24 protein-coding genes and 1 tRNA gene are annotated in these 21,670 nt (G+C 66.2%); 11 read left to right on the top strand and 14 right to left on the bottom strand.

The features are described 5' to 3' along the window. Positions 1–25: 25 nt before the first annotated feature. Complete coding sequence (locus EH231_RS18720) at positions 26–913, bottom strand: NAD(P)-dependent oxidoreductase (RefSeq protein ID WP_124713050.1); 888 nt, start codon at positions 911–913, stop codon at positions 26–28. Positions 914–977: 64 nt separating this feature from the next. Continuing rightward, on the bottom strand, positions 978–1,457 hold the full coding sequence (locus EH231_RS18715) for a MarR family winged helix-turn-helix transcriptional regulator (RefSeq protein ID WP_090426459.1): 480 nt from the start codon (positions 1,455–1,457) through the stop codon (positions 978–980). A gap of 205 nt (positions 1,458–1,662) precedes the next feature. On the opposite strand from EH231_RS18715, the gene EH231_RS18710 reads away from it, so the two are divergent. Genes EH231_RS18710 through EH231_RS18695 form a run of 4 tightly spaced genes read left to right on the top strand, consistent with a single transcriptional unit; the run spans position 1,663 to position 5,915 of the window. Beyond that, a complete protein-coding gene (locus EH231_RS18710) occupies positions 1,663–2,145 on the top strand; it encodes an MmpS family transport accessory protein (RefSeq protein WP_124713049.1) in 483 nt (160 codons plus the stop codon). Next, complete coding sequence (locus EH231_RS18705; protein ID WP_241177764.1) at positions 2,142–4,994, top strand: MMPL/RND family transporter; 2,853 nt, start codon at positions 2,142–2,144, stop codon at positions 4,992–4,994. Before EH231_RS18710 ends, EH231_RS18705 begins: the two co-directional genes overlap by 4 nt. A 1-nt stretch (position 4,995) precedes the next feature. Continuing rightward, positions 4,996–5,439 carry a hypothetical protein gene (locus EH231_RS18700; protein WP_090426465.1) on the top strand — a complete coding sequence of 148 codons (444 nt, stop codon included), beginning with the start codon at positions 4,996–4,998 and terminating at the stop codon, positions 5,437–5,439. A 41-nt stretch (positions 5,440–5,480) separates the two neighbouring features. Further along, a complete protein-coding gene (locus tag EH231_RS18695) occupies positions 5,481–5,915 on the top strand; it encodes a YdeI/OmpD-associated family protein (RefSeq protein ID WP_124713048.1) in 435 nt (144 codons plus the stop codon). On the opposite strand, the gene EH231_RS18690 is transcribed toward EH231_RS18695, so the two are convergent. Genes EH231_RS18690 through EH231_RS18675 form a run of 4 tightly spaced genes read right to left on the bottom strand, consistent with a single transcriptional unit; the run spans position 5,893 to position 10,385 of the window. Next, positions 5,893–6,399 carry a (2Fe-2S)-binding protein gene (locus EH231_RS18690; RefSeq protein ID WP_124713047.1) on the bottom strand — a complete coding sequence of 169 codons (507 nt, stop codon included), beginning with the start codon at positions 6,397–6,399 and terminating at the stop codon, positions 5,893–5,895. The two genes, EH231_RS18695 and EH231_RS18690, sit on opposite strands and share 23 nt — an antisense overlap. Further along, the gene (locus tag EH231_RS18685) at positions 6,392–7,276 is read right to left on the bottom strand and encodes an FAD binding domain-containing protein (RefSeq protein ID WP_090426476.1); all 885 of its coding nucleotides are present in this window, start codon (positions 7,274–7,276) and stop codon (positions 6,392–6,394) included. Before EH231_RS18685 ends, EH231_RS18690 begins: the two co-directional genes overlap by 8 nt. Beyond that, on the bottom strand, positions 7,273–7,977 hold the full coding sequence (locus EH231_RS18680) for an SRPBCC family protein (protein ID WP_124713046.1): 705 nt from the start codon (positions 7,975–7,977) through the stop codon (positions 7,273–7,275). The genes EH231_RS18685 and EH231_RS18680 overlap by 4 nt, the downstream gene beginning before the upstream one ends. A gap of 26 nt (positions 7,978–8,003) precedes the next feature. After that, the gene (locus EH231_RS18675; RefSeq protein WP_090426483.1) at positions 8,004–10,385 is read right to left on the bottom strand and encodes a xanthine dehydrogenase family protein molybdopterin-binding subunit; all 2,382 of its coding nucleotides are present in this window, start codon (positions 10,383–10,385) and stop codon (positions 8,004–8,006) included. Positions 10,386–10,534: 149 nt separating this feature from the next. On the opposite strand from EH231_RS18675, the gene EH231_RS18670 reads away from it, so the two are divergent. The 4 genes from EH231_RS18670 to EH231_RS18655 all read left to right on the top strand — a co-directional run bounded on the left by EH231_RS18670 (position 10,535) and on the right by EH231_RS18655 (position 13,386). Then, on the top strand, positions 10,535–11,155 hold the full coding sequence (locus tag EH231_RS18670) for a M15 family metallopeptidase (RefSeq protein WP_124714315.1): 621 nt from the start codon (positions 10,535–10,537) through the stop codon (positions 11,153–11,155). 98 nt (positions 11,156–11,253) lie between these two features. Continuing rightward, a complete protein-coding gene (locus EH231_RS18665) occupies positions 11,254–11,955 on the top strand; it encodes a cutinase family protein (protein ID WP_090426488.1) in 702 nt (233 codons plus the stop codon). A gap of 91 nt (positions 11,956–12,046) precedes the next feature. Then, a complete protein-coding gene (locus EH231_RS18660; protein ID WP_164480944.1) occupies positions 12,047–13,192 on the top strand; it encodes a glycoside hydrolase 5 family protein in 1,146 nt (381 codons plus the stop codon). Between the two features lie 38 nt (positions 13,193–13,230). Further along, entirely contained in the window at positions 13,231–13,386 is a 156-nt protein-coding gene (locus EH231_RS18655) for a hypothetical protein (protein ID WP_124713045.1), read from the top strand. A gap of 3 nt (positions 13,387–13,389) precedes the next feature. Here EH231_RS18655 and EH231_RS18650 read toward each other — a convergent pair whose 3' ends face one another. The 3 genes from EH231_RS18650 to EH231_RS18640 form a co-directional block, all read right to left on the bottom strand. Next, positions 13,390–13,812 carry an HNH endonuclease gene (locus tag EH231_RS18650; RefSeq protein WP_124713044.1) on the bottom strand — a complete coding sequence of 141 codons (423 nt, stop codon included), beginning with the start codon at positions 13,810–13,812 and terminating at the stop codon, positions 13,390–13,392. A gap of 23 nt (positions 13,813–13,835) precedes the next feature. After that, a tRNA-Thr gene (locus tag EH231_RS18645) sits at positions 13,836–13,910 on the bottom strand. Between the two features lie 27 nt (positions 13,911–13,937). Next, positions 13,938–14,753: a hypothetical protein gene (locus EH231_RS18640; protein ID WP_124713043.1), complete on the bottom strand. Its 816-nt coding sequence runs from the start codon at positions 14,751–14,753 to the stop codon at positions 13,938–13,940. Between the two features lie 96 nt (positions 14,754–14,849). Between EH231_RS18640 and EH231_RS18635 the strand changes: the two genes are divergently transcribed. Together EH231_RS18635 and EH231_RS18630 are read left to right on the top strand one after the other, a co-directional pair. Then, positions 14,850–15,569 (top strand): response regulator transcription factor, encoded by a 720-nt coding sequence (locus tag EH231_RS18635; RefSeq protein ID WP_044520559.1) that lies wholly within the window; start codon positions 14,850–14,852, stop codon positions 15,567–15,569. A 29-nt stretch (positions 15,570–15,598) separates the two neighbouring features. Further along, on the top strand, positions 15,599–17,032 hold the full coding sequence (locus EH231_RS18630; protein ID WP_090426504.1) for a sensor histidine kinase: 1,434 nt from the start codon (positions 15,599–15,601) through the stop codon (positions 17,030–17,032). Here EH231_RS18630 and EH231_RS18625 read toward each other — a convergent pair. Next, entirely contained in the window at positions 16,992–17,408 is a 417-nt protein-coding gene (locus EH231_RS18625; protein WP_164480943.1) for an HIT family protein, read from the bottom strand. The genes EH231_RS18630 and EH231_RS18625 overlap by 41 nt on opposite strands. Before the next feature lie 155 nt (positions 17,409–17,563). Here EH231_RS18625 and EH231_RS18620 point away from each other — a divergent pair, with 155 nt between their 5' ends. After that, positions 17,564–18,532, top strand: coding sequence for an acyl-ACP desaturase (locus EH231_RS18620; RefSeq protein WP_090426509.1), 969 nt, complete (start codon positions 17,564–17,566; stop codon positions 18,530–18,532). Between the two features lie 7 nt (positions 18,533–18,539). Here the strand turns inward: EH231_RS18620 and EH231_RS18615 are convergent, their stop codons facing one another. The 4 genes from EH231_RS18615 to EH231_RS18600 all read right to left on the bottom strand — a co-directional run bounded on the left by EH231_RS18615 (position 18,540) and on the right by EH231_RS18600 (position 21,668). Then, positions 18,540–19,367, bottom strand: a complete 828-nt coding sequence (locus EH231_RS18615) for an SDR family NAD(P)-dependent oxidoreductase (RefSeq protein ID WP_090428671.1) — start codon at positions 19,365–19,367, stop codon at positions 18,540–18,542. A 29-nt stretch (positions 19,368–19,396) separates the two neighbouring features. Beyond that, positions 19,397–19,825 (bottom strand): nuclear transport factor 2 family protein, encoded by a 429-nt coding sequence (locus tag EH231_RS18610; protein WP_090428674.1) that lies wholly within the window; start codon positions 19,823–19,825, stop codon positions 19,397–19,399. A 77-nt stretch (positions 19,826–19,902) separates the two neighbouring features. Continuing rightward, on the bottom strand, positions 19,903–21,036 hold the full coding sequence (locus tag EH231_RS18605) for an NDMA-dependent alcohol dehydrogenase (protein WP_044520554.1): 1,134 nt from the start codon (positions 21,034–21,036) through the stop codon (positions 19,903–19,905). A 92-nt stretch (positions 21,037–21,128) separates the two neighbouring features. Further along, positions 21,129–21,668 carry a nuclear transport factor 2 family protein gene (locus EH231_RS18600; protein ID WP_090426511.1) on the bottom strand — a complete coding sequence of 180 codons (540 nt, stop codon included), beginning with the start codon at positions 21,666–21,668 and terminating at the stop codon, positions 21,129–21,131. Positions 21,669–21,670: the final 2 nt, after the last annotated feature.

Raw genomic sequence — 21,670 nt, 5'->3', positions numbered from 1 at the left:
CGCAATCCTCGGCGCTGACGCGTTTCTAGGCGGGGTGGTCCGCTCCGGCCTCCCACGCGCTGAGCGCACCCACCGCCGACCAGTCCAATTCGGCGCCGCCGGTGGCCAGCAGCGTGAGGAAACGGTCACGCAGCAGGCTCGCGACGGGCAGCGGTACCTGTAGCTCCTCGCCCGCACTCAGCGCCAGCTTGACGTCCTTGAGGCCCAACGTGGCGGCGAACCCGGCCGGGGTGAATTCTTCGCGGGCCAGCAGCCCGCCGTAGGTGCGGTACACAGGGGCGTCGAACAACGTCGAGGTCAGCAATTCCAGGTACTGCTGCTTGTCCACCCCGGCCTTGCTCACGAGCGCCATTGCCTCACCCAGGGATTCGATCACCGAGGCGATCAGGAAGTTGCCGCTGATCTTGACGAGGTTCGCGGCTTGAGGGTCCTCGCCGAGGACGAATGTGCGCTGCCCGATGGCATCGAAAACCGGCGACACCTTCTCGACTGTGGCTGGGGCGCCGGCCGCCACGACGAACAACTTGGCTGCCGCGGCGGCCTCGGGCCTGCCGAACACCGGGGCGGCGACGAAACCCTGGCCCGCCGTGGCATGGGCCTCGGTCAGGCGTTCGGCCAGGGCGGTGCTGACTGTCGACGACGAGACATGGACGGCGCCTTCGGACAGCGAGGCGAGGATGCCGTCGTCGCCGAATGTCACGGCCCGTACCGCGTCGTCGTTGGCCAGCATGGTGACGACGACGTCGCCCTGGCAGGCGTCGGCCACCGAGGCGGCCGGTCGTGCCCCCTGGGCGGCCAGTGCGGTCACCTTGTCGGGGGAGCGGTTGTACGCGGTGACCTCGTGACCCGCTTTGAGCAGGTTGGCGGCCATGGCCGCACCCATGTTGCCCAGGCCGATGAATCCGATCTTCATGACTCCACTCTTACCGGGTTGGTTCGAACTCTGGCGGAAGGCAAAGGTCTCGGCGGCCGTCCGATCAGGCAACGCCCTCGGATTCGGCGTCGGCCGGCGTATCGGCGATCTCGCGCATCTGGTCGAGCAGTCGCGCCGCGACCTGTGCGGCGAGCCACAGGGTCACCTGGTCGTCATCCGGCAGTCCGGCCAGGAGCGTGGCGATGCGCCGCTTTCGGATATCGGCGCGCTCATCCCACAGCCGCCGGCCGCCTTCTCCGACCTTGACCAGGCATGCCCGTCCGTCGTCGGGATCGTCGCACCGTTCCACCAGTCCCTGCTGTTCCAGTCGCTGAACAAGCTGCGTCATGCCGGACTGGCTCGCACCTTCCGCCTCGGCCAGGGCGGTGACCCTCATAGGCCCCTCGCGGTTGAGGCGCACCAGAACAAGTGTTGCGCTCGCGCTCAGGCCTTTGCGGTCAGCGAGATGTCGCCACATCAGATCAGCGCTCGAGACGAGCATGGCCGAGATCGCTTCCACTCTGCTGTCCGGCGTATCGCTCACGAGATATTTATATCATTTATAGGAAGTAATACAGCGGAACCGAGGAGAGTGGGCCTGGCCTGTTGTGCGGCGGGTCCAAGGACTAACTGGCCGACTCCTGCTGCCAATTAGCGACGTACAGCGAAGTCACAGACTCGCCGTACGCTGCGAGTTGGTAGTCGAAGGGGTTGATAGATAGTTCCTATATGCGATATATCTAGCCATCATGATCGTGGATGGACCCGCAAGCGGGCGAGGCGACCGAGCGACCCGGCGCCCACGAGGCGGAACCTTTCTGCAGAAGGGCTGGCTCCCCTTGGTCACCGTCATCGCGCTCGGTGTCGGTTCGGTGGCCGTCTGGAAGGTGCATCAGATGTCCGAGCCGGGACCCGTCCCGTCCGTGCTGACCGCGCAGGCGCCCGAACAGTTCACCCCCAAGCGGCTCACCTATGAGTTGTTCGGGACCGTCGGCAACGGCGGGATGCTGAGCTACGTCGACATCAACGGCCATCCGCACAAGGTCGACATCACCGAGCTGCCGTGGACGCACACGGAGACGACGACGCTCACCGTGGTGTCGGGCAGCATCTCGGCGCAGGTCGCCGGTGGCGACGTGGGGTGCCGGATGCTGGTGAACGACGTTGTGCGCGACGAACAATCGTCGACCCATGCCGAAGCCGACGTCACCTGCCGGGTGAAGTCCGCGTGAGCGCACACCGGGCGGACGGACAGGCCGTCGCGCGTGCCGTACGCGTGTTGGCGGTGCCGATCATCGTCTTCTGGGCGCTACTCGCCGTCAGCACCAATACGTTCATCCCGCAGGTGGAACGCGTCGCCGAACAACTCGCCGGCTCGATGATCCCGAGCTACGCGCCGTCACAGGTCGCGATGCTGCGGATCGGTGAGAAGTTCCAGGAGTCCACCTCCACCAGCCTGACGATGCTGGTGCTGGAAGCCGACCGGCCGCTCGACGACGGCGACCACCGCTACTACGACGACCTGATGAACCGGCTCAAGCAGGATCCCGACCACGTGCAGTACGTCATGGACCTGTGGGGGAAGCCGATCACCGCGGCCGGGGCCCAAAGTGTGGACGGGAAGGCGACATTCGTTCTGCTGCGGCTCGCGGGCAACATCGGCCAGCTCCAGGCGAACGAGTCGGTGAACGCCGTCCGTGACCTCATCGCCCACGACACTCCGCCACCGGGGCTCAAGGTCTACGTCAGCGGGGCCGCACCACTGGCCTCCGACACGCTGACGATCGCGAACTCCAGCCTCAACAACATCACGATCCTGACGATCATCCTCATCGTGATCATGCTGCTGGTGGTCTACCGCTCGGTCTCCACCCTGCTGGTGCCGCTCGTCAGCGTCCTGATCGAGATGCTCGTCGCCAAGGGCGTCATCGCCACCCTCGGACACTTCGGCATCATTCCGCTGTCGTCGTTCGCGGTGAACATCGTGGTGGCGCTGACCCTGGGCGCCGGAACCGATTACGGCATCTTTCTGCTGGGCCGCTATCAGGAGGCCAGACAGGCCGGCGAAAGCCGAGAAGCCGCGTTCTACACCGCCTATCGCAGCGTCGCCCCGATCATCATCGGCTCCGGGCTGACGATCGCCGGCGCCTGCTACTGCCTGAGTCTGGCGCGCCTCGACTACTTCCACACCATGGGGCCGGCCGTCGCCATCAGCATGCTGTTCACCATCGCCGCCGCGCTGACGCTCGCACCGGCGATACTCACCCTCGGCAGCCTGTTCGGCCTGTTCGACCCGAAGCGGGCGGTCAAGGGGCATCTGTACCGACGGATCGCGACGAGCGTGGTGCGGTGGCCCAAGCCTGTCTTCGTCGCCAGCTCCGCGGTCGTGATGATCGGAGCGGTGTTCGTCCCCACCTACCGGGTCAGCTACGACGACCGTGCCTACCAACCTGCGGCCGGCTCAGCCAATCTCGGCTTCGAGGCGTCGGACCGGCACTTCTCACAGAGCAAGCTGTTCAGCGAGATGCTGATGGTCGAGAGCGATCACGACATGCGGAACTCGGCGGACTTCATCTCGCTGGACCGGGTGGCGAAGAGCCTCATCCGATTACCAGGTGTCGCCATGGTGCAGAGCATCACCCGCCCCTTGGGCCGGCCGTTGGAGCACGCCACCATTCCCTACCTGTTCACCACTCAGGGCAGCGGAAGCGGTCAGCAGCTGCCGTTCACCGAGCAGCAGAACGAGAACACCGACAAGCAGGCCGAGATCCAGGCGCGTTCGGTCGCGGTGCTGCAGCAGGTGATCGGGCTGACCCAGAAGATGTCCGACGAACTCCACTCGACGGTGCTCACGTTGGAGAACCTCAAGCAGGTCACCGACGACATGAATGCCGGGATCTCCAACCTCGACGACTTCTTGCGACCGTTGAAGAATTACTTCTACTGGGAGCCACACTGTTTCGACATCCCAGGGTGCTGGGCGATGCGATCACTGTTCGACTCGCTGGACGGCATCGACAGCCTCGACGCGCAGATCGCCGACGCCGTCACGTCGTTCGAGGCCATCGACCGGCTGCTGCCGCAGATGATCTCGCAGCTGGAGCGGATGATGGCCGACAGCCGGTCCCTGCTGGGCGTGATCACCAACAACTACGGGCCCGCGCACCTGCAGTCCACGCAGACCGATCAGACGTTCTTCGATCTGATCAACGTGGGCAACGACTTCGACCAATCCCGAAGCGACGACTTCTTCTACATCCCGAGGGAGGCGTTCGACAACGAGGACGTCAAAACCGGTATGCAGCTGATGATGTCGCCGGACGGCAAGGCTGCCCGCTTCATCGTCACCCATGAGGGCAACGCGATGGGCCCGGAAGGGATCGACCATGTCGAGCAGTTCCCGGACGCGATCAAGGCGGCGCTCAAGGAAACGTCGCTGGCCGGCGCCAAGATCTACATCGGCGGCGCGGGGTCGAACAACAAGGACATCAAGGCCTATGCGGCTTCCGATCTGCTGATCGTGGCGATCGCCGCGATCGTGCTGATCTTCTTGATCATGCTCTACCTGACCCGAAGCCTGGTGGCGGCCTTCGTCATTCCCGGCACGGTGGCGTTCTCGTATGCCGGCGCGTTCGGGCTGTCGATACTGGTGTGGCAGCACCTGATCGGCTTGCATCTGCACTGGCTGGTGTTGCCGCTGACCTTCATCATCCTGGTCGCGGTCGGCTCGGACTACAACCTGCTGTTGATCTCCCGCGTCAAGGAGGAAACCGGCGCCGGGTTGAACACCGGGCTCATCCGGGCGCTCGGCAGCACCGGTGGCGTGGTGACGTCCGCGGGTTTGGTGTTCGCGTTCACGATGCTGGCGATGCTGATCAGCGATCTGCGCACCATCGGTCAGGTGGGTTCGACGGTCTGCATAGGTCTGCTGCTCGACACCCTGATCGTCCGGTCGTTCATCGTGCCGTGCCTGTTACGCATGCTCGGACCGTGGTTCTGGTGGCCCACCTTCATCCGGCAGCGTCCACTGCGGCAGCGTGCGGGTCGGCAGCTGCCGCAGCAGCAGGAAGCGGGGGTGTGACGTGACGACCTCCACTCTCTTCGGCCTGCTGTCGATCGTCTTCTTCTCGTTGATCTGGGTGTTCGCGATCATCGCGTTCGTGTTCGCGAGGCGGTCGATGGGCAAACCGCATGTCACGTCGAAGCTGGACATCGGCGTCCTGCCTGCGACTTTGCGCAAGGTCCGCAAACGAGAGGAACTCTCGGACGATGAGTTGAGCCTGGCGCGTGAGGTGCTCTCCGTCCGTGGCAGCGTCCTGGCGTTCGCCGTTCCGGCCACTCTGTTCTGCATCGGATGCTTCTACGTCTTCGGCAGTCTCGAACAGTTGCATGGGCATACCCCTTCGGAACGAACGTTCCTCGGCGTGTTCCCGATGCTGACCTCCACCAACATGGCCATCCAGATACTCAGGAGCGTGCGGCTCAAACGACGGCTGCCCGCGCGGAAAGCTGCTCCGGCCCGGTAGGGGCATCCGTGCACCACTTCGACCGCTTAGATTCGGGAAGTATGAAGTTCTCGACGACGATGTTCCAGGACGGCAACAACACCGGTATCGAGGTCCCTGCCGAGGTGGTGGACGCGCTCGGTGCCGGGAAGCGCCCGGCCGTCGTGGTCGACGTGAACGGCTACCGATACCGGTCGACGATCGCCCCGATGGGCGGCAAGTTCCTGATTCCGTTCAGCGCCGAGCGTCGCAACGAGTCGGGGATGGGCGGCGGCGATGCCATTGACGTCGATCTGACGGTCGACACCGAACCACGCACCGTGGAGGCTCCCGACGACCTGCGGGCGGCGTTGGCTGAGTCACCGGGCGCTGCGGCGAAATGGGACAGCCTCTCCTACAGCAAGCAGAAGGCGCACGTGACGTCGGTGCAGGGCGCCAAGGCCGCAGAGACCCGGGCCCGGCGCATCGCGAAAGTCATTGCTGAGCTAGAGGCTTGAGCTCGGCGTCGGTCTCTGCGTGCTCGCAGACCCGGTGCACGGCGTTGACGATGCCCTGGTAGCCGGTGCAGCGGCAGAAGTTGCCCGAGAGCCCCTCGCGGATCTCCTCGTCGCTGGGATTCGGGTTGTCGCGCAGCATCGCGGTGATCGAGGTGACGAATCCCGGTGTGCAGAAGCCGCACTGAAGGCCGTGGCACTCCTTGAGGGCGGCCTGAACCGGAGACAGTTGACCGTCCGGGGCGGCGATACCTTCGACCGTTGTCACCTCCTGACCGTCCACCTGAACCGCGAACACCAGACATGACCGGACTGCCTGCCCGTCCAGCAGGACCGTGCAGGCGCCGCAGGCACCGTGCTCGCAGCCGAGATGGGTCCCGGTGAGACCACAGTTGTCCCGAAGGAAATCGGCGAGTGTCACCCGCGGCTCGACCACACCCTGGTAGCCACACCCGTTGACCGAAACCGCAACCGGCAGTTCATGCATTGAGGGTCTCCTCGCTGTGTGTGATCGCCTGGGTCCAGGCTCTGGACACCATGGCGGCCCCGACCCGGGACCGGTATGATGCCGAGCCCTGCAGATCGGAAGGAATGTCGGTGAGCTCGGACATCGCCAGCCGGCCGATCTCGTCAGCGGTGATACCGCCGATCGGGGTGCCGATCACGGCCGTCTCGGCCGGGCTGGCCCGCAGCGGGGTGGACCCGAGCCCGAGCAGGCCGATGCCGCAGCGGGTGATCCGGTCGTCCTCATCGAGTTCGAATCCGACCACCGCGCCGGCGATCGCGAAATCACCATGGCGTCGGGCGAATTCGGCGATCCCGAAGCTGCTGCGCCCCGAGGCAACCGGGAAGCGCACCGCGGTCAGGATCTCGTCGGAGGCCAGTGCGGTCTCCCACAGACCGGTGAAGAACTCGGCGGCCGGGATCTGGCGGGTGCCACGAACCGAGGTGGCCTCGATCGTGGCGTCGAGCGCCAACGCGACCGCCGCGTACTCGGCTGCCGGATCGGCGTGTGCGATGGCGCCGCCCAGGGTGCCGCGGCTGCGGATCTGGAAGTGCCCGATGTGCGGCGTGGCCAGGGTCAGCAGTGGCACCGAATCGGCGACCTCGTCGTCCAGGCCGACCATGGCGTGGGGGGTGGCCGCGCCGATCCGAACTTCGTTGCCCTGCAGTGTGATGTCGTTCAACTCGGGCAGCCGCGAGATGTCGATCAGGTTCTCGAAGTGGGTCAGGCGCATGGCCAGCATCGGCACCAGGCTCTGCCCGCCGGCCAGGATCTTGGCGTCCTCGCCGTACTCGCCGAGCATGGACACCGCCTCGGTGACCGTGGCGGGCCGGTGATACGCGAAGGGTGCGGGCTTCATGACACCAACCGCAGCAGCGCGGCGTGCAGATCCTCGGTGGTCAGCCCGCTGCTCTTACGCTTGCTGCGGCCGGCCCGGCCGAATAGGAAGCCGAGCACACCCGCGGCTGCGACCGCGCCGATGGCCGGCGCGAACCGCTTGGCCATCGGCACCGCCATCACCTTGGCCAGCGCGAGCGCGTTGATGGGGGCGGCCTCCTGAGGTGCCTGCTCGGGTGAGCCTGCGGCGGAACCGGTTTCGGCCGCCGGTGCCTTCCCGCCCAGCAGTTCGGCCTCCAGGCTGCCGGCGAACTGGTCGATCAGGCTGCCGGCCACATCTGCCAGCACGCCGCGGCCGAACTGGGCGGCCTTGCCCGAGATGGCCAGATCGGTGGTGACCACCACCAGTGTGGAGTCGGCGCCCTCGTCCTTGAGTTGGGCGGTCACGATGGCCGACGCGGTGCCGTTGCCGCGGGTCTCCTTGCCGTTGGCCTTGAGGACCACCCGCTGCGCCGCCGCGTCCTTTTCCTGGAACGTCGCGTCGCCCTTGTAGGACACCGTGATCGGGCCGACCTTCACCTTGACCGCACCGGTGAAGTCGTCGCCGTCGACGCTCAGCAGGGTGGCACCGGGTAGGCAGGGCGCGACGCGTGCGACGTCGGTGAGCACCTCCCAGGTCTTCGCCGCAGGTACCGCGACCCGGAATTCGTTGTTCAGCTCCACGATCAGTGGTCCCTTCCTAATGGTTTCTACGAGCGGGGTTCCTGCGCCTGCTCGATGGCTTCGACGATGGCTGCCGGGCTGGCGGGCAGCGTGGTCAAGGTGACGCCGAGCGGGGCCAACGCGTCGTTGACGGCGTTGATGACCGCGGGCGTCGAGCCGATGGCGCCGCCCTCACCCGCGCCCTTGTAGCCGCCGACGCCGGGACCGGGGATCTCGACGTGGCCGTACTCGATCGTCGGGACCTCGGTGGCGGTGGGCAGCAGATAGTCGACAAATGTCGAGGACAATGGGTTTCCGGCGTCGTCGTAGGACAGCTTCTCCAGCAGCGCACCGCCGATGCCCTGGACGGTGCCCCCGGCGATCTGGCCCTCGACCACGTTGGGGTTGATCATCGGGCCGACATCCTCGCTGACGATGTAGCGGGTGAGGGTGACGTGTCCGGTCACCACATCGACCTCGCACGTGCAGGCGTGGGTGGCGTTGGCCCAATGGATCGGGGCGGTCGGCGGCGCGGTGTAGCGGGCGGTGGCCTCCAGGTTCGCCGACATGCCCGGCGGCAGCATCTGCGGCTCGTAGTGCGCGCGGAAGGCCAGATCGGCGAAGCTCACGCTCTTCTCGGGATCGCTGCGCACGAGCGCTTTCGATCCGCCGAGCTCGATCTCGGACTCCTCGACCCCGAGTCGGGCCGCGGCCATCGCGACAAGCTGGTTGCGCAGGATGGTGCCGGCCTCGTTGACCGCACCCGCCGTCATCGGGGCACTGCGGCTGCCCTGGGTGCCTGCACCGTACGGCGTCACCGCGGTATCGCCCTGGATGGTGGCGACATCGTCGATGTCGGCGCCCAGAGCATCGGCGGTGAGCTGAATGACGGTGGTTTCCAGGCTGTTTCCGGTGGATCCGCCATTGACGTACACGTTGATCTTGCCGGTCGGCTCCATCCGGATCGTGCAGCCCTCGCTGGCCAGGTGGCCGGTGGCGGCGCCGGTCGGCTCGATATAGGCGGAGAAACCCAGTCCGAGATAGCGGCCCTGGGCCAGTGCCTCGGCCTGCTCCTTGCGGAAGCCCTCGTGGTCGAGGATCTTCACCGCCTGCTCGAAAGTCTCGATCGGGGCGACGTGGTCATAGGGCATGCCGTTGGGGTTGAAGTACGGCATCTCGTCGCGGCGCAGCAGATTCTTGCGCCGCAGCTCGACGGGATCCATGCCCATCTTCCGCGCGGCGATGTCGAGAAGTATTTCGCGGGTGAGGGTTTCGTACTGCCACGGTCCGCGGTAAGCATGCAGGCCCGCGGTGTTGGAGAACACGGTCTTGTAGCTGAAGCTCGCCTTGGGAACCCGGTACGGTCCGGGAAAGAACATGCCGATGGCGGCGGTGGTCAGCACCGGATACGGGGTCGGGTACGAACCCACGTCCTGGATGAAGTCGATGTCGGCAGCCAGGATGGCGCCATCGTCGTCGAATGCCATGCGCACGTCGCCGTCGACGTGGCGGGACTGACCTGCCGACATCAGGTTCTCGCGGCGGTCCTCGATCCACTTCAGCGCGGTGCCTGATCGCGCGTTCGACGTCGCGGTGGAAACCTTGCGTGCGGCCAGCATGATGCACATGTCCTCACGCATCGGCACGACCTTCTGGCCGAATCCGCCGCCGGTGTCGCGCATGATGACCCGCACGTGCTGAGCAGGGATTCCGAGCAGGCGGGCCGCGAACGCCCTGAGTTCGTGCGGGGTCTGGGTGGAGGCCCAGATGGTCAACTCGCCCGCGGCGGTACCCGTGGCCGCCCATTCCGCGACCATGCCACGCGTCTCGATCGGCACCGGAACGTGCATCTGCTGGTAGATGTGTTCCTTCACCACATGCGCCGCGGAGCCGAAGACCTCTTCGTCGGGCGGCATGCCGGCCATCCCGCCGGCATTGTTGTCCGGGAAGGCCTCGTGGACGCACACCTCGGAGGTCAGTGCCTGACGGAAATCGGCGATCGCGGGCAGCGGCTCGTAGTCGACGTCGACCAGGTCGGCCGCATCCTCGGCGATGTAGCGGCTCTCGGCGATGACGAGCGCCACCGGATCGCCGACGAACTTCACCTCACCCTCGGCCAGCGGTGGCCGCGGGGTGTCGGGGACGTCCTTGCCCGCGACGGCGTGCCAGGCCTCCTTGACCTCGGGGTTGAGGTCGGCGGCGGTGAGCACCGCGTGCACGCCGGGCAGCGCCCGGGCCGCGGCGGCATCGATACCGGTGAACTTCGCGCGTGCATAGGGGCTGCGGACGAAGCAGGCGTGCAGCATGCCCGGCCGCGTGATGTCGTCGACGTATGTGCCGCGCCCGGTGAGCAGGCGGGTGTCCTCGACCCGCTCGACCCGCCTGCCGGCGTAGCGGGTTGCGACGGTCTCCGGTACGGCTGACGCCATAGGATCGCTCCAATCCGTCGGTTCACGTATGCGCAGTACTTATGCGCATAACCCAGTGGCCGTCGGAGGCTCCGACGCTGAATCAAGAGTGTGATTATCGTACACCGGAAAGCGATATGCCTGAAGAAGAGAGTGTCATTTCCGCGGGAATGCGGCTGCTGCTGGCAACGGCACTGACGGCGCTCGGCTTCGCGGCGCCTGCCGCCTGGGCGCCCGCCGCATCCGCCAGGCCGGCGGCTGAAGCCGGGTTGGTCGACGTGCGCTCGGTCGTCCCCGACGCGGTGATCGACCTGCGGTACGCGACCAGCGACAACTTCGTCGGCCAACGCCTCTATCCGCCGGGGGCGCCGTGCCTGGTGCACGAGTCGATGGCCCCCGGGTTGGCGGCCGCCGCGGCCGCGCTGCGCCCGCAGACGCTGGTGTTCTGGGACTGCTATCGGCCGCACGAGGTGCAGGTCAAGATGTTCGAGGTGGTGTCCAACCCCAACTGGGTGGCCCGGCCGTCCGCGTATGCGCGCAGCCACGAGGCCGGCCGATCGGTGGATGTGACGATCGCGGGAGCGGATATGGGCACCGGATTCGACGACTTCACCCCGCGCAGCCTGGCCTACGCGACGGACGGGGTCAGTCCTGCCGCCCAGGCCAACCGGGCCCGGCTGCGCGAGGCCATGAAGGCCGGCGGGCTGACCGTGTACTCGGGGGAGTGGTGGCACTTCGACGGTCCGGGCGCGGCCGATCCTCGGCCCTACCTGGACGTACCGCTGGGATAGCTCCCGGCAATATCTTCGGGCCCTGTCATCCAGGTTTCGGATGTGTCAGCATGGGGAACTGAAAACGTTCAACACGGTCCGTCAGACGTGGAGTGCATATGAACGTCCTCAAGCTCACCCAGGGCGCGGTGCTGATAGCCGCCTGCGCCATACCGATCGCACCCGCGCCGGCCGCGACCGCGCAGCCGTGTCCGGATGTCGAGGTGGTGTTCGCTCGCGGCACCTACGAGCCGCCAGGGGTCGGCGGACCGGGACAGTCCTTCGTCGACGCGCTGCGTGCGCGTGCCGGGGAACGTTCGGTCGAGGTGTACCCGGTGAACTACCCGGCCAGTGGGAACTTCGGTGACCGGATCGAGTTCGCCAGGACGGTCGTCGACGGCATCCGGAATGCGACCGACCACATCGAGGCGACCGCCAAGGACTGCCCCAAGACCAAGATGGTGCTGGGTGGCTACTCCCAGGGCGCCGCGGTAGCGGCCTACGCCACGGCGGCCACTGTCCCCGACGGGATACCGCCCGAATACAAGCAGTACATCCCCGAACCCATGGCGCCCGAGATCGCCGACCACGTGGCGTCGGTGGTGCTGCTCGGAACGCCGTCCAATGAGTTCATTCGCGATATCGGCGCACCGGCGATGGTGATCGGCCCGCGATACAAGGACAAGACCATCGAGTTGTGCGAACCCGGTGACACCATCTGCGACGGAACACCCGCCGGGGTACCCAACTTCGCGCACACCGCGTACGTGTTCAACGGCATGCCTGGCCAGGCCGCCGATTTCACGGTGGGCCGGCTCTGAGGGTGCCGAGTAGATAACGATATGAAACCTCAATGGTTGCAATGTGATACGTGACCCCGGGGTCTTTGCTGGGCGCCACTATGTTCACTAAGTGCACCGTCGAACGGCCCTCAAGATCCCGCTGGTACTGGCAGCAGCAGCGGCTCTACCTCAGGTACTGGCTCCTCTTCCCGTGATCCCGCGTGCGGGCGCAGCGGCGGGCCAGTGGCCGGTCGAGCGCGCCAACGCGTGGTACCAGGCCCAGGGCTGGCTGGTCGGTACGAACTTCATCACGTCGAACGCCATCAACCAGATCGAGATGTTCTCGCCGGGTACCTACGATGCGCGACGCATCGACAGCGAACTGGGGGCGTGCCGGCTACTCGGGTTCAACACCGTCCGGGTGTTCCTGCACGATCTGCTGTGGGCCCAGGACCGTGCCGGATTCCAAAGCAGGCTGGCCCAATTCGTCGGGATCGCGGCGCGTCAGGGCATCAAGCCGCTGTTCGTCTTCTTCGACTCGTGCTGGGATCCGCATCCGCAGCTGGGGGCGCAGCGGGCCCCGACGCCGGGCGTGCACAACTCGGGCTGGGTGCAGAGCCCGGGAGCGCAACGCATCGACGACCCCCGCTACCGCCCCGTGCTGCGTGACTACGTCGTCGGGGTGATGAGCCAGTTCCGCAACGACAACCGGGTCCTGGGCTGGGACCTGTGGAACGAGCCCGACAACCCTGCCAAGCAGTACCGCAAGGTCGAACGCAAGGACAAGATCGACGCCGTCGGAGGACTGCTGCCGCAGGTGTTCGGCTGGGCGCGTTCGGTGAATCCCGTGCAGCCCTTGACCAGTGGTGTGTGGCAGGGCAGCTGGGATCGCGGCAGCCGAAGTGCCATGGACAGTTTCCAGCTCGACAACTCCGACGTCATCTCCTTCCACTCCTACGCGGGCCCCGACGAATTCGAGGCCCGCATCGCCGAGCTCGCCCCGCTGGGCCGGCCGATGCTGTGCACCGAGTACCTGGCCCGGGATCAGGGCAGCACGGTCGAAGGCGTGCTCCCGGTTGCCAAGCGGCACAACGTCGGTGCTTACAGCTGGGGGCTGGTGGCAGGCAAGACCCAGACCTATTTCCCGTGGGATTCGTGGGACAAGCCCTACACCAAGGTTCCGAACGTGTGGTTCAGCGATCTGCTGCAACCCGATGGGCGGCCCTATCGCGATGCCGAGTACCAAACCCTGCGAAAGCTGACCACCCGGGTCTAGGTGTTTAGCCGCGGCCGATCCGGGTGACTCAACGGGCCATGGATCGACGTGACGGTGGCCGGCCGATACCGAAAGACGCCCGCGAGGTGACTGAGGGGCAAGAGGAGCTGCAGGACGAGTTCGACCGTCGGGGTGAGGATCCCGAGGGGCCGGGACTGCACGAGAGTCACGAGAACATCGCCGACGAGACGTGACCGCTAGAACGACTGCCCGTTGGCGTAGCGCTCTCGGCGATAGAAGCGACCGTTGCCACGGTTGCGGCTCTTGTACGTCGGCAGCTGGGAGTCGCAGTTCGGGCAGACCAGGCGCAGATTTTCGCGTCGGTTGTTTGTCGGGTTGCCGTCGATGTGGTCCAACACCAAGACGAGCGGGAGGTCCTGCCAGGTGCTGGCCGCGCCGCAGATCGCACAACAGCCGGATTGAGCTTCGGTGAGATAAAGCCGGATGTAGTGACTGTGTAGAGAAGTAACGTAAGCCTCGCCGGATTCGAGCCAACGTTTTGTGCTGGCCTTCCGGCGGGCCGAGCCCTGACATGCATTACTGCAGTAGACCTTCTGACTGCGCTTCTCCAGTTGTGAACCGCAGCGCGACAGAACCTCATGTGAGGAAGCTACTGACATGCACCGACAGCCATCGGTGCATATGGAGCCCCCGGTCAGGATTGAACTGACGGCCTTCCGCTTACAAGGCGGGCGCTCTACCACTGAGCTACGGAGGCGGGTCGAACGCCGCCTAGTTTAGCGGGTCACTCGTCAGCGTCGATAATTCGCTGCGAGGCGACCGGCCGCGGGGAGGTCCGCCGGGACGAACGGCGCGGCAGCGGGATGCGGTCGGCGATGTTGCTGAGCGGGTTGACCACCTGGCTCAGCGTGATGACCGCGTCGTGCAGCGCGTCGATGGTGGGGGCCAGGGCTTCCAGCCCGGGCGCCAGGCGATTCAGGGTGTCGGCGACATCGGCGAGCTTGAGCAGCGGGCCGTCGGGATCGGTCAGGGTGTCGAGCAGGCCGCCCTCGGCGAGCAGGCGATCGGCCACTCCGTCCTCGCGCAGCACCCGCTCGAACAGTCCGTCGTTGGCCAGCAGCTGGTCGGCGAGCCCGCCCGGCGCGATCACCCGGGACACCGCGCCATCCTCGGTGGTCAGCCGGTCCAGCAGGCCGCCCTCCAGGGTTACCTGATCCACCAGGCCGCCGGGGGCCACCGCCCGGGCCACAGCGCCGTTGTCCGCGGTCAGCCGGTCCAGCAGGCCGCCCTTAGCGGTCAGCTGATCGACGAGACCGCCCGGCCGCAGCAAACGGTTGATCGGCCCGTCGGGCGCCAGTGCCCGACCGAGCGGCGCGTCGTCGTCCAGCAGCCGTGCCAACCGGTTCGCGCGCTCCACCGCATCGTCGATGCCGAGCAGCGAGGCCATCGATGACCTGCCGTTGAGTGGGTTGGAGTCGGTGATGCCGCGCTGCAGCGCGTTGAGCGTCTCGTTGGCGATGCCGAGTCCGGCGTCGGCCACGGCCAGCCCGATTCGTACGGGCGCGGTAGCAACCTGGACCAGCGTCTTGCCGAGGTTCATGGGCGTCAGTGTAGTTACCCGCGTCACAGCTAAACTCACAGGAAGTGCACAGCGTGCATGCAGGTTGAGTTCAAGAGGCACCATCAACATCAGGGAATGGCCATGCCAGCAGTTCCTGAGAGCGTCCCCGAAGCCCGGATCCTCGTCGTCGACGACGAGGCCAACATCGTGGAGCTGCTGTCTGTCAGCTTGAAGTTCCAGGGTTTCGAAGTCCACACCGCGTCGAACGGCGCCGGTGCCCTGGACAAGGCCAGGGAAGTGCGGCCCGACGCCGTGATCCTCGACGTGATGATGCCCGGCATGGACGGCTTCGGGCTGCTGCGCCGGCTGCGCGCCGACGGCATCGACGCGCCCGCGCTGTTCCTCACCGCGCGCGACAGCCTTCAGGACAAGATCGCCGGGCTCACCCTGGGCGGCGACGACTACGTGACCAAGCCGTTCAGCCTCGAGGAGGTGGTGGCCCGGCTGCGGGTCATCCTGCGCCGATCCGGCCGAGGCGTCGAGGAACCGCGCAGCGCCAAGCTGTGCTTCGCCGACATCGAGCTCGACGAGGACACGCACGAGGTGTGGAAGGCGGGCGAGCCGGTCTCGCTGTCACCGACCGAGTTCACCCTGCTGCGCTACTTCATCATCAACGCGGGCACGGTGCTGTCGAAGCCCAAGATCCTCGACCACGTCTGGCGCTACGACTTCGGCGGCGACGTCAATGTCGTCGAGTCCTACGTGTCCTACCTGCGCCGCAAGATCGACACCGGCGACAAGCGCCTGCTGCACACGCTGCGCGGCGTTGGCTACGTTTTGCGTGAGCCACGCTGAGGTCCGTCCGTCGGCGGCATACTTTTGAGGTGTTTGACCGGGTAGAGCGGCGCGGTGTGCCGCTGCGCGTGGGCCTGGTGGCCGCCGCGCTGGTTCTGGTGGCGTGCGGGCTGCTCGCCTCCGGTGTCGCGGTGACCTCGATCATGCGGCACACGGAGATCAGCCGCATCGATCAGACGCTGCTGGACGCTTCGGACAGCTGGGCGCAGGAACCGCGCCAACTGCCCTCGACGCCCCTGGAGGGGCCGAACCCGGCACGCCCGCCGTCGAACTTCTATGTCCGCGGCGTCGATCAGGACGGCCGGACCTGGATCGCGATCAACGACCGCGAGGCCGAACCCGCACTGCCCGACGACAACAACGTCGGTCCGGTGCCGGTGACCGTCAAATCCGTCGGCGATTCCGACGTGCAGTGGCGGGCCATGACCGTCGAGGGTCCCAACGGTGAACTCACCACCGTCGCGATCGACCTGTCCGACGTGCAGTCATCGGTGCGCGCGTTGATCTGGTCCCAGGTCGGCATCGGCACGGTGGTGCTGGTGGTCCTCGGCATCGTCGGCTACGCGGTCGTGCACCGCAGCCTGCGCCCGCTGGTCGAGGTGGAACGCACGGCTGCGGCCATCGCCGCCGGCCAGTTGGATCGCCGTGTCCCCGAACGGGATCCGCGCACCGAGGTGGGACGGTTGTCGTCGGCGCTCAACGGAATGCTCGCGCAGATCCAGCGGGCGGTGGCGTCGTCGGACGCCTCCGCAGAGCAGGCGCGCACCTCGGAGGAACGGATGCGCCGGTTCATCACCGACGCCAGCCACGAGCTGCGCACCCCGCTCACAACGATCCGTGGATTCGCCGAGCTGTACCGCCAGGGAGCCGCCCGCGACGTCGAGATGCTGATGGGCCGGATCGAAAGCGAGTCCCGGCGGATGGGCCTGCTGGTCGAGGATCTGCTGCTGCTGGCCCGACTCGACGCGCAGCGGCCGCTGGATCAGCATCGGGTCGATCTGTTGACCCTGGCCACCGACGCCGTGCACGACACGCAGTCGATCGCCCCGAGCCGGCGGGTGCGGATGGAGGTGTTCGACGGACCCGGGACCCCGGAGGTGCTCGGCGACGAGGCCCGGTTGCGCCAGGTGCTGAGCAACCTGGTCGCCAACGCGGTGCAGCACACTCCCGAAACCGCCGGGATCACGGTGCGGGTCGGCACCGACGACGACCACGCCATCATCGAGGTGTGTGACGAAGGCCCCGGCATGAGCCAGGACGACGCGCGGCGGGTGTTCGAACGGTTCTACCGCGCGGATACCTCACGCACCCGCGCGAGCGGCGGTACCGGACTGGGCCTGTCGATCGTGCATTCCCTGGTGCTGGCCCACGGCGGCACGGTCCGGGTCACCACTGCGCCCGGTCAGGGCTGCCGGTTCACGGTCAGCTTGCCGAGGATTGCAGATCTGCCAGCGCGGCTTTGATCTTCGCCTGTGCGGCGTCGAGGGATTCGGCCGACGGGTTGTGATCAACGTGGGCGAAACCGAAGTCGGCGAGGTTGTAGGCGGGGAACACGTGCACATGCAGGTGCGGCACCTCGAGGCCGGCGATGATCACGCCGGCACGTTGCGCGCCGAAGGCCTGGCACACAGCCTTGCCGATGAGCTGTGACACCTCCATCACCCGGCCGAACACCGCGGGTTCGACGTCCTGCCAGTTGTCGATCTCAGCCCGGGGAACGACGAGCGTGTGGCCCTGTGTCATCGGTGCGATGGTCAGGAACGCGACGATCTCATCGTCTTCGTAGACGAATCGCCCGGGCAGTTCTCCGTTGATGATCTTTGTGAAGACGGACGCCATGGTGAGAAGCATAGTGAGCGCCCGAATCGGGCCGATTGAGAGTTCGGCGCGGACTGTGGAGTCGTCGGGACGGCCCATCGTGCTCTATCTTTGCTGGGCGGGGTGGGGGATTTTAACCAGTCCGATGTGGTTGTACATCGGCGTTAAGGGGATTCATGCAGCAGGAGCTGACCGATACGGTCTTGCAGGCTGAACTGGAGCAGATAGCCGAGCAAAACCTCAATCGGCATCTGGCCACCACCAAGGATTGGTACCCGCACGACTACATCCCGTGGGAGTCCGGCAGCAACTTCGCCGCCGCCGGGGGCCGGGACTGGGATCCTGAGCAATCGCAGCTGAGCGACGTGGCCCGGGCAGCGATGATCACCAACCTGCTGACCGAGGACAACCTGCCCTCGTATCACCGTGAAGCCGCCGGGAGCTTCTCCCAGGACGGCCCCTGGGGAGCCTGGGTCAACCGCTGGACCGCCGAGGAGAACCGGCACGGCATCGCGATCAGGGACTATCTGGTGGTCACCCGCGGTGTGGATCTCGTCGCGCTGGAGCAGGCCCGCATGGAGCATGTGACCAACGGCTTCACGTCGACCGACGAAGAGCGGGCGATGCACAACTCCGAATTCCTGATGTCGGTCGCGTATGTGACCTTCCAGGAGTTGGCCACCCGGGTCAGCCACCGCAACACCGGCAGGGTCTGCGACGATCCGATCGCCGACCGGCTCCTGCAACGCATCGCCGCGGACGAGAACCTGCACATGATCTTCTACCGGAACATGTGCGAGGCCGCCCTCGATCTCTCGCCCGACCAAGCCCTGGACGCTGTCGGCGCCGTCGTCGAGAACTTCCGGATGCCGGGTCAGGGGATGCCGGACTTCCGCCGCAACGGTGTGCTGATGGCCAAGCACGGGATCTACGACCTGCGCCAGCACCTCGAAGAAGTGGTCATGCCGAACCTGCGCAAGTGGCAGATCTTCGAACGCAACGACTTCAGTGCCGTCGGTGAGGCCCGGCGCGACCAGCTGGCCGCGTTCCTGGAAGACCTGCAGACGAAGGTGGTCAAGTTCGAGGAGCAGCGTGATCGGCTGCTGGCTCGCGAGGCCGCCAAGCGCGAGCGCGCGGCGTCCTGAACCCGGGCTACGCCCCGGAGATGATCTCGCGCAGTTCGTCGACCGTCCACGGCGGCGTGCTGTTGTGGTCGCGGTATCCGATGAAACCTGTTGAGGGCCGGGCGAATTCGCCGATGAACCCGCCCGCGGCGATGAAGATGCGCCCGGTGATGTCCTGCGCGGCATCGCTGACCAGGTAGGCGTAGGTCGGCGCCACGTACTCCGGCGGCGCGGCGTCCAGCGCGCCCTGCATGCTGACGTCGTCGAGCAGCCCGCGCCGGTTGAGTTCGCTGATGTGCTGCTCGTAATCCGATCCGGTGGACAGCCGGGTGCGGGCGCCCGGGCACACCACGTTGGCCCGCACTCCGTGTTCTTTGAGCTCGGCGGCGATGGCCAGGGTCAATCCGTTGACGGCACCCTTGCCGGCCGGATAGCCGCTGCCTCCGTAGTCGCCGAGGAAGGCGAAGGAACTGGTGTTGACGATGGTGCCGCCCCCTTGGGCCACCATCTTCGGTGCGACCGCACGACAGGTCTCGAACACCGTGCCCAGATGGGAGTCGAGCAGCTCGTGAAATTCGGCACTGGTTACATTCAGAATTGATGACCCGGCCGGTTCGGCGGTACCGGCACAGTTGACCAGGATGTCGACGCGGCCGAACTCGGCCACACACGTGTCGACGAGCGCGTCGGCCACCTTCGGATCGGCGGGCGAACCGGCGTGGGGGACACCGGAAATCCGCTGTGCGGCAGCGTGTGCGGCGTCGGCATCGCGTCCGTTGACCACCACACCCGCACCCTGGGCGGACAGGAGTTCGGCAACCGCCAGGCCGATGCCGCGGGTGCCGCCGACCACGATCGCGCCGCGGCCGGCAAGCGCTCCGCCGGTCAGTTCTCGTCTTCCTGCGCGAAGACCATGGCTTCCAGGTTCCAGTAGCCGCGCAGGTTGGTGATCAGCCCTTCGTCGTTCACCTTGTAGGTGAAGACGCCACGCACGGTGGCGGTGAACCCGTTGGGGAACTTGGTGCGCAGCACCAGGATGTAGGCGATCTCGTTCGGCGAGCTGGACGGGAACGTCTCCTCGCACGTGACGGTCAGCTCGTTGGGCCCGATGTTGGCGTCGTAGAAGGCGCCGAGGGCTTCCTTGCCCCGAACCCCGGTGCCGTCGGGGTTGGTGACGGCCTCACCGATCGGGTCCTCGACGAGGATGTCGTCGGCCATGAGGGCCAGCCAGCCCTCGCGGTCACCGGATTGCACGCATTTCCACGACGACCGGGATGCGACGACGACGGGTGTCTCAGTGGATGTCTCGGTCATGTGTTCCTTCCCTACCCGTGAGTTGTGGAGCCGCAGCCGTTCTCGGTACGGCTGCGGCTCCACAAAACGCAGAGTGGTTACCGATCGGCATCCGTGTAGCGGATGACGCCGCGGATGTTGCGACCCTCGAGCATGTCGGCGTAGCCGTCGTTGATCTGCTCGAGCTTGTACTGCCGGGTGACCATGTCGTCCAGGTTCAGCCGGCCGGCCTTGTACATGCTCAGCAGCTGCGGGATGTCGTGGTGCGGGTTGCCGCCACCGAAGATGGTGCCCTGCAGGCGCTTCTGCAGCAGCGTCAGCATCGACAGGTTGAGCTTCACGTCGTTGCTGGCCATGTTGGCGACCGCGGTGGCCACCACGGTGCCGCCCTTGGCGGTGATGTTCATGTAGTGGTCGATGTCCTCGCCCTTGAGCTCACCGACCGTGACGATCGTCTTATGCGCCATGCGGCCCTGGGTGACCTCGGCGACGCCGGCCATCGCGGAGAAGATGTCCGGGTAGGCGTGGGTGGCGCCGAACTTGAGCGCGTTGTCCCGTTTGAACTCAACGGGATCCACCGCGAAGACGTTGCGCGCACCGGCGGCCAGCGCACCCTGGAGCGCACCGGTGCCGACACCGCCGACGCCGACGATGACCACGTCATCGCCCGGGCGGACGTCGCCACTGCGCACGGCCGAGCCGTACCCGGTGGTGACACCGCAACCCACGAGGCAGGCCACCTCGAACGGGATCGACGGATCGATCTTCACGACCGAGCTCTTGTGGACCACCATGTACGGGCTGAACGTGCCCAGCAGGGTCATCGGGATGACGGGCTGACCGTTCTTGACGGAGTGGATGCGATGCGTGCCATCGGAGACCGCGGTGCCGGCCAGCAGGCCCGCTCCGAGGTCGCACAGGTTGCGCAGACCTTCCTGACACGCCGGACATTCACCGCAGGACGGGATGAACGACAGCACGACGTGATCACCGGGCTGGATGTGGTCGACACCCGGGCCCACCTCGGTCACGATGCCGGCGCCTTCGTGGCCGCCGAGCACCGGGAAACCTGCCATCGGGATGTCGCCGGTCACCAGGTGGTGGTCGGAATGGCACATGCCCGAGGCTTCCATCTGAATCTTGACCTCGTCCTTGACGGGGTCACCGATCTCGATCTCCTCGATCGTCCACGGTTGGTTGAACTCCCAGATGAGAGCGCCTTTGGTCTTCATCGCGTGTGCCTTCCACTAGAGCCGTTGACCACAGACTAGAGCCATTAGTTGCGTGGGTCACACCCACCCCCAAGCAACTGCTTGGCCGGGAACTACCAGATCTTGACCGGAGCCTCGCCGAGCGGGTAGTAGCCGGGCAGTTTGTCGCCGGCCAGCGAACGCTCGATGCGCTTCTGCATGGTGGGGGTGAGGTCTCCGGACTCGATGAGCTTCAGGAACGCCTTCTGCACATGGCCGAAGTCGAAGAAATCCCGCTGCCACTCGATGAGCAGCTGATCGTTGAGCCGGAACCAGCTACCGCCGATGCCGTAGATCTCGTCCTTGCTGCCGTCGCTCTTGTTGGCGATCTGCTTCCAGAACCCGACGATCTCGTTCTGCTTCTCGTCGATCAGGACCCGCTGGTACTCGTAGACCCAGTTCTCCAGGCCTTCCATCTCCAGGCCGAGTGCCACGTCGCGGATCTCGTCGCGGCCGACGCACATCACGTCTTCCTTGGGGCCGATGTTCCAGCCGTAGGTGGCATCTTCGGTGTAGAAGTCGGCCAGCGGCTTCCAGTCCCCGGCCTTCTCTGCCTCCTGGTTGGCCTTCAGCCAGCGATCCGACCAGGCTTCCAGTTCTTCTCTTGACGCCATTG

The organism is Mycolicibacterium nivoides (assembly GCF_003855255.1).
GTDB lineage: Bacteria > Actinomycetota > Actinomycetes > Mycobacteriales > Mycobacteriaceae > Mycobacterium > Mycobacterium nivoides.
This window is presented reverse-complemented; position numbering and strand designations above follow the sequence as displayed.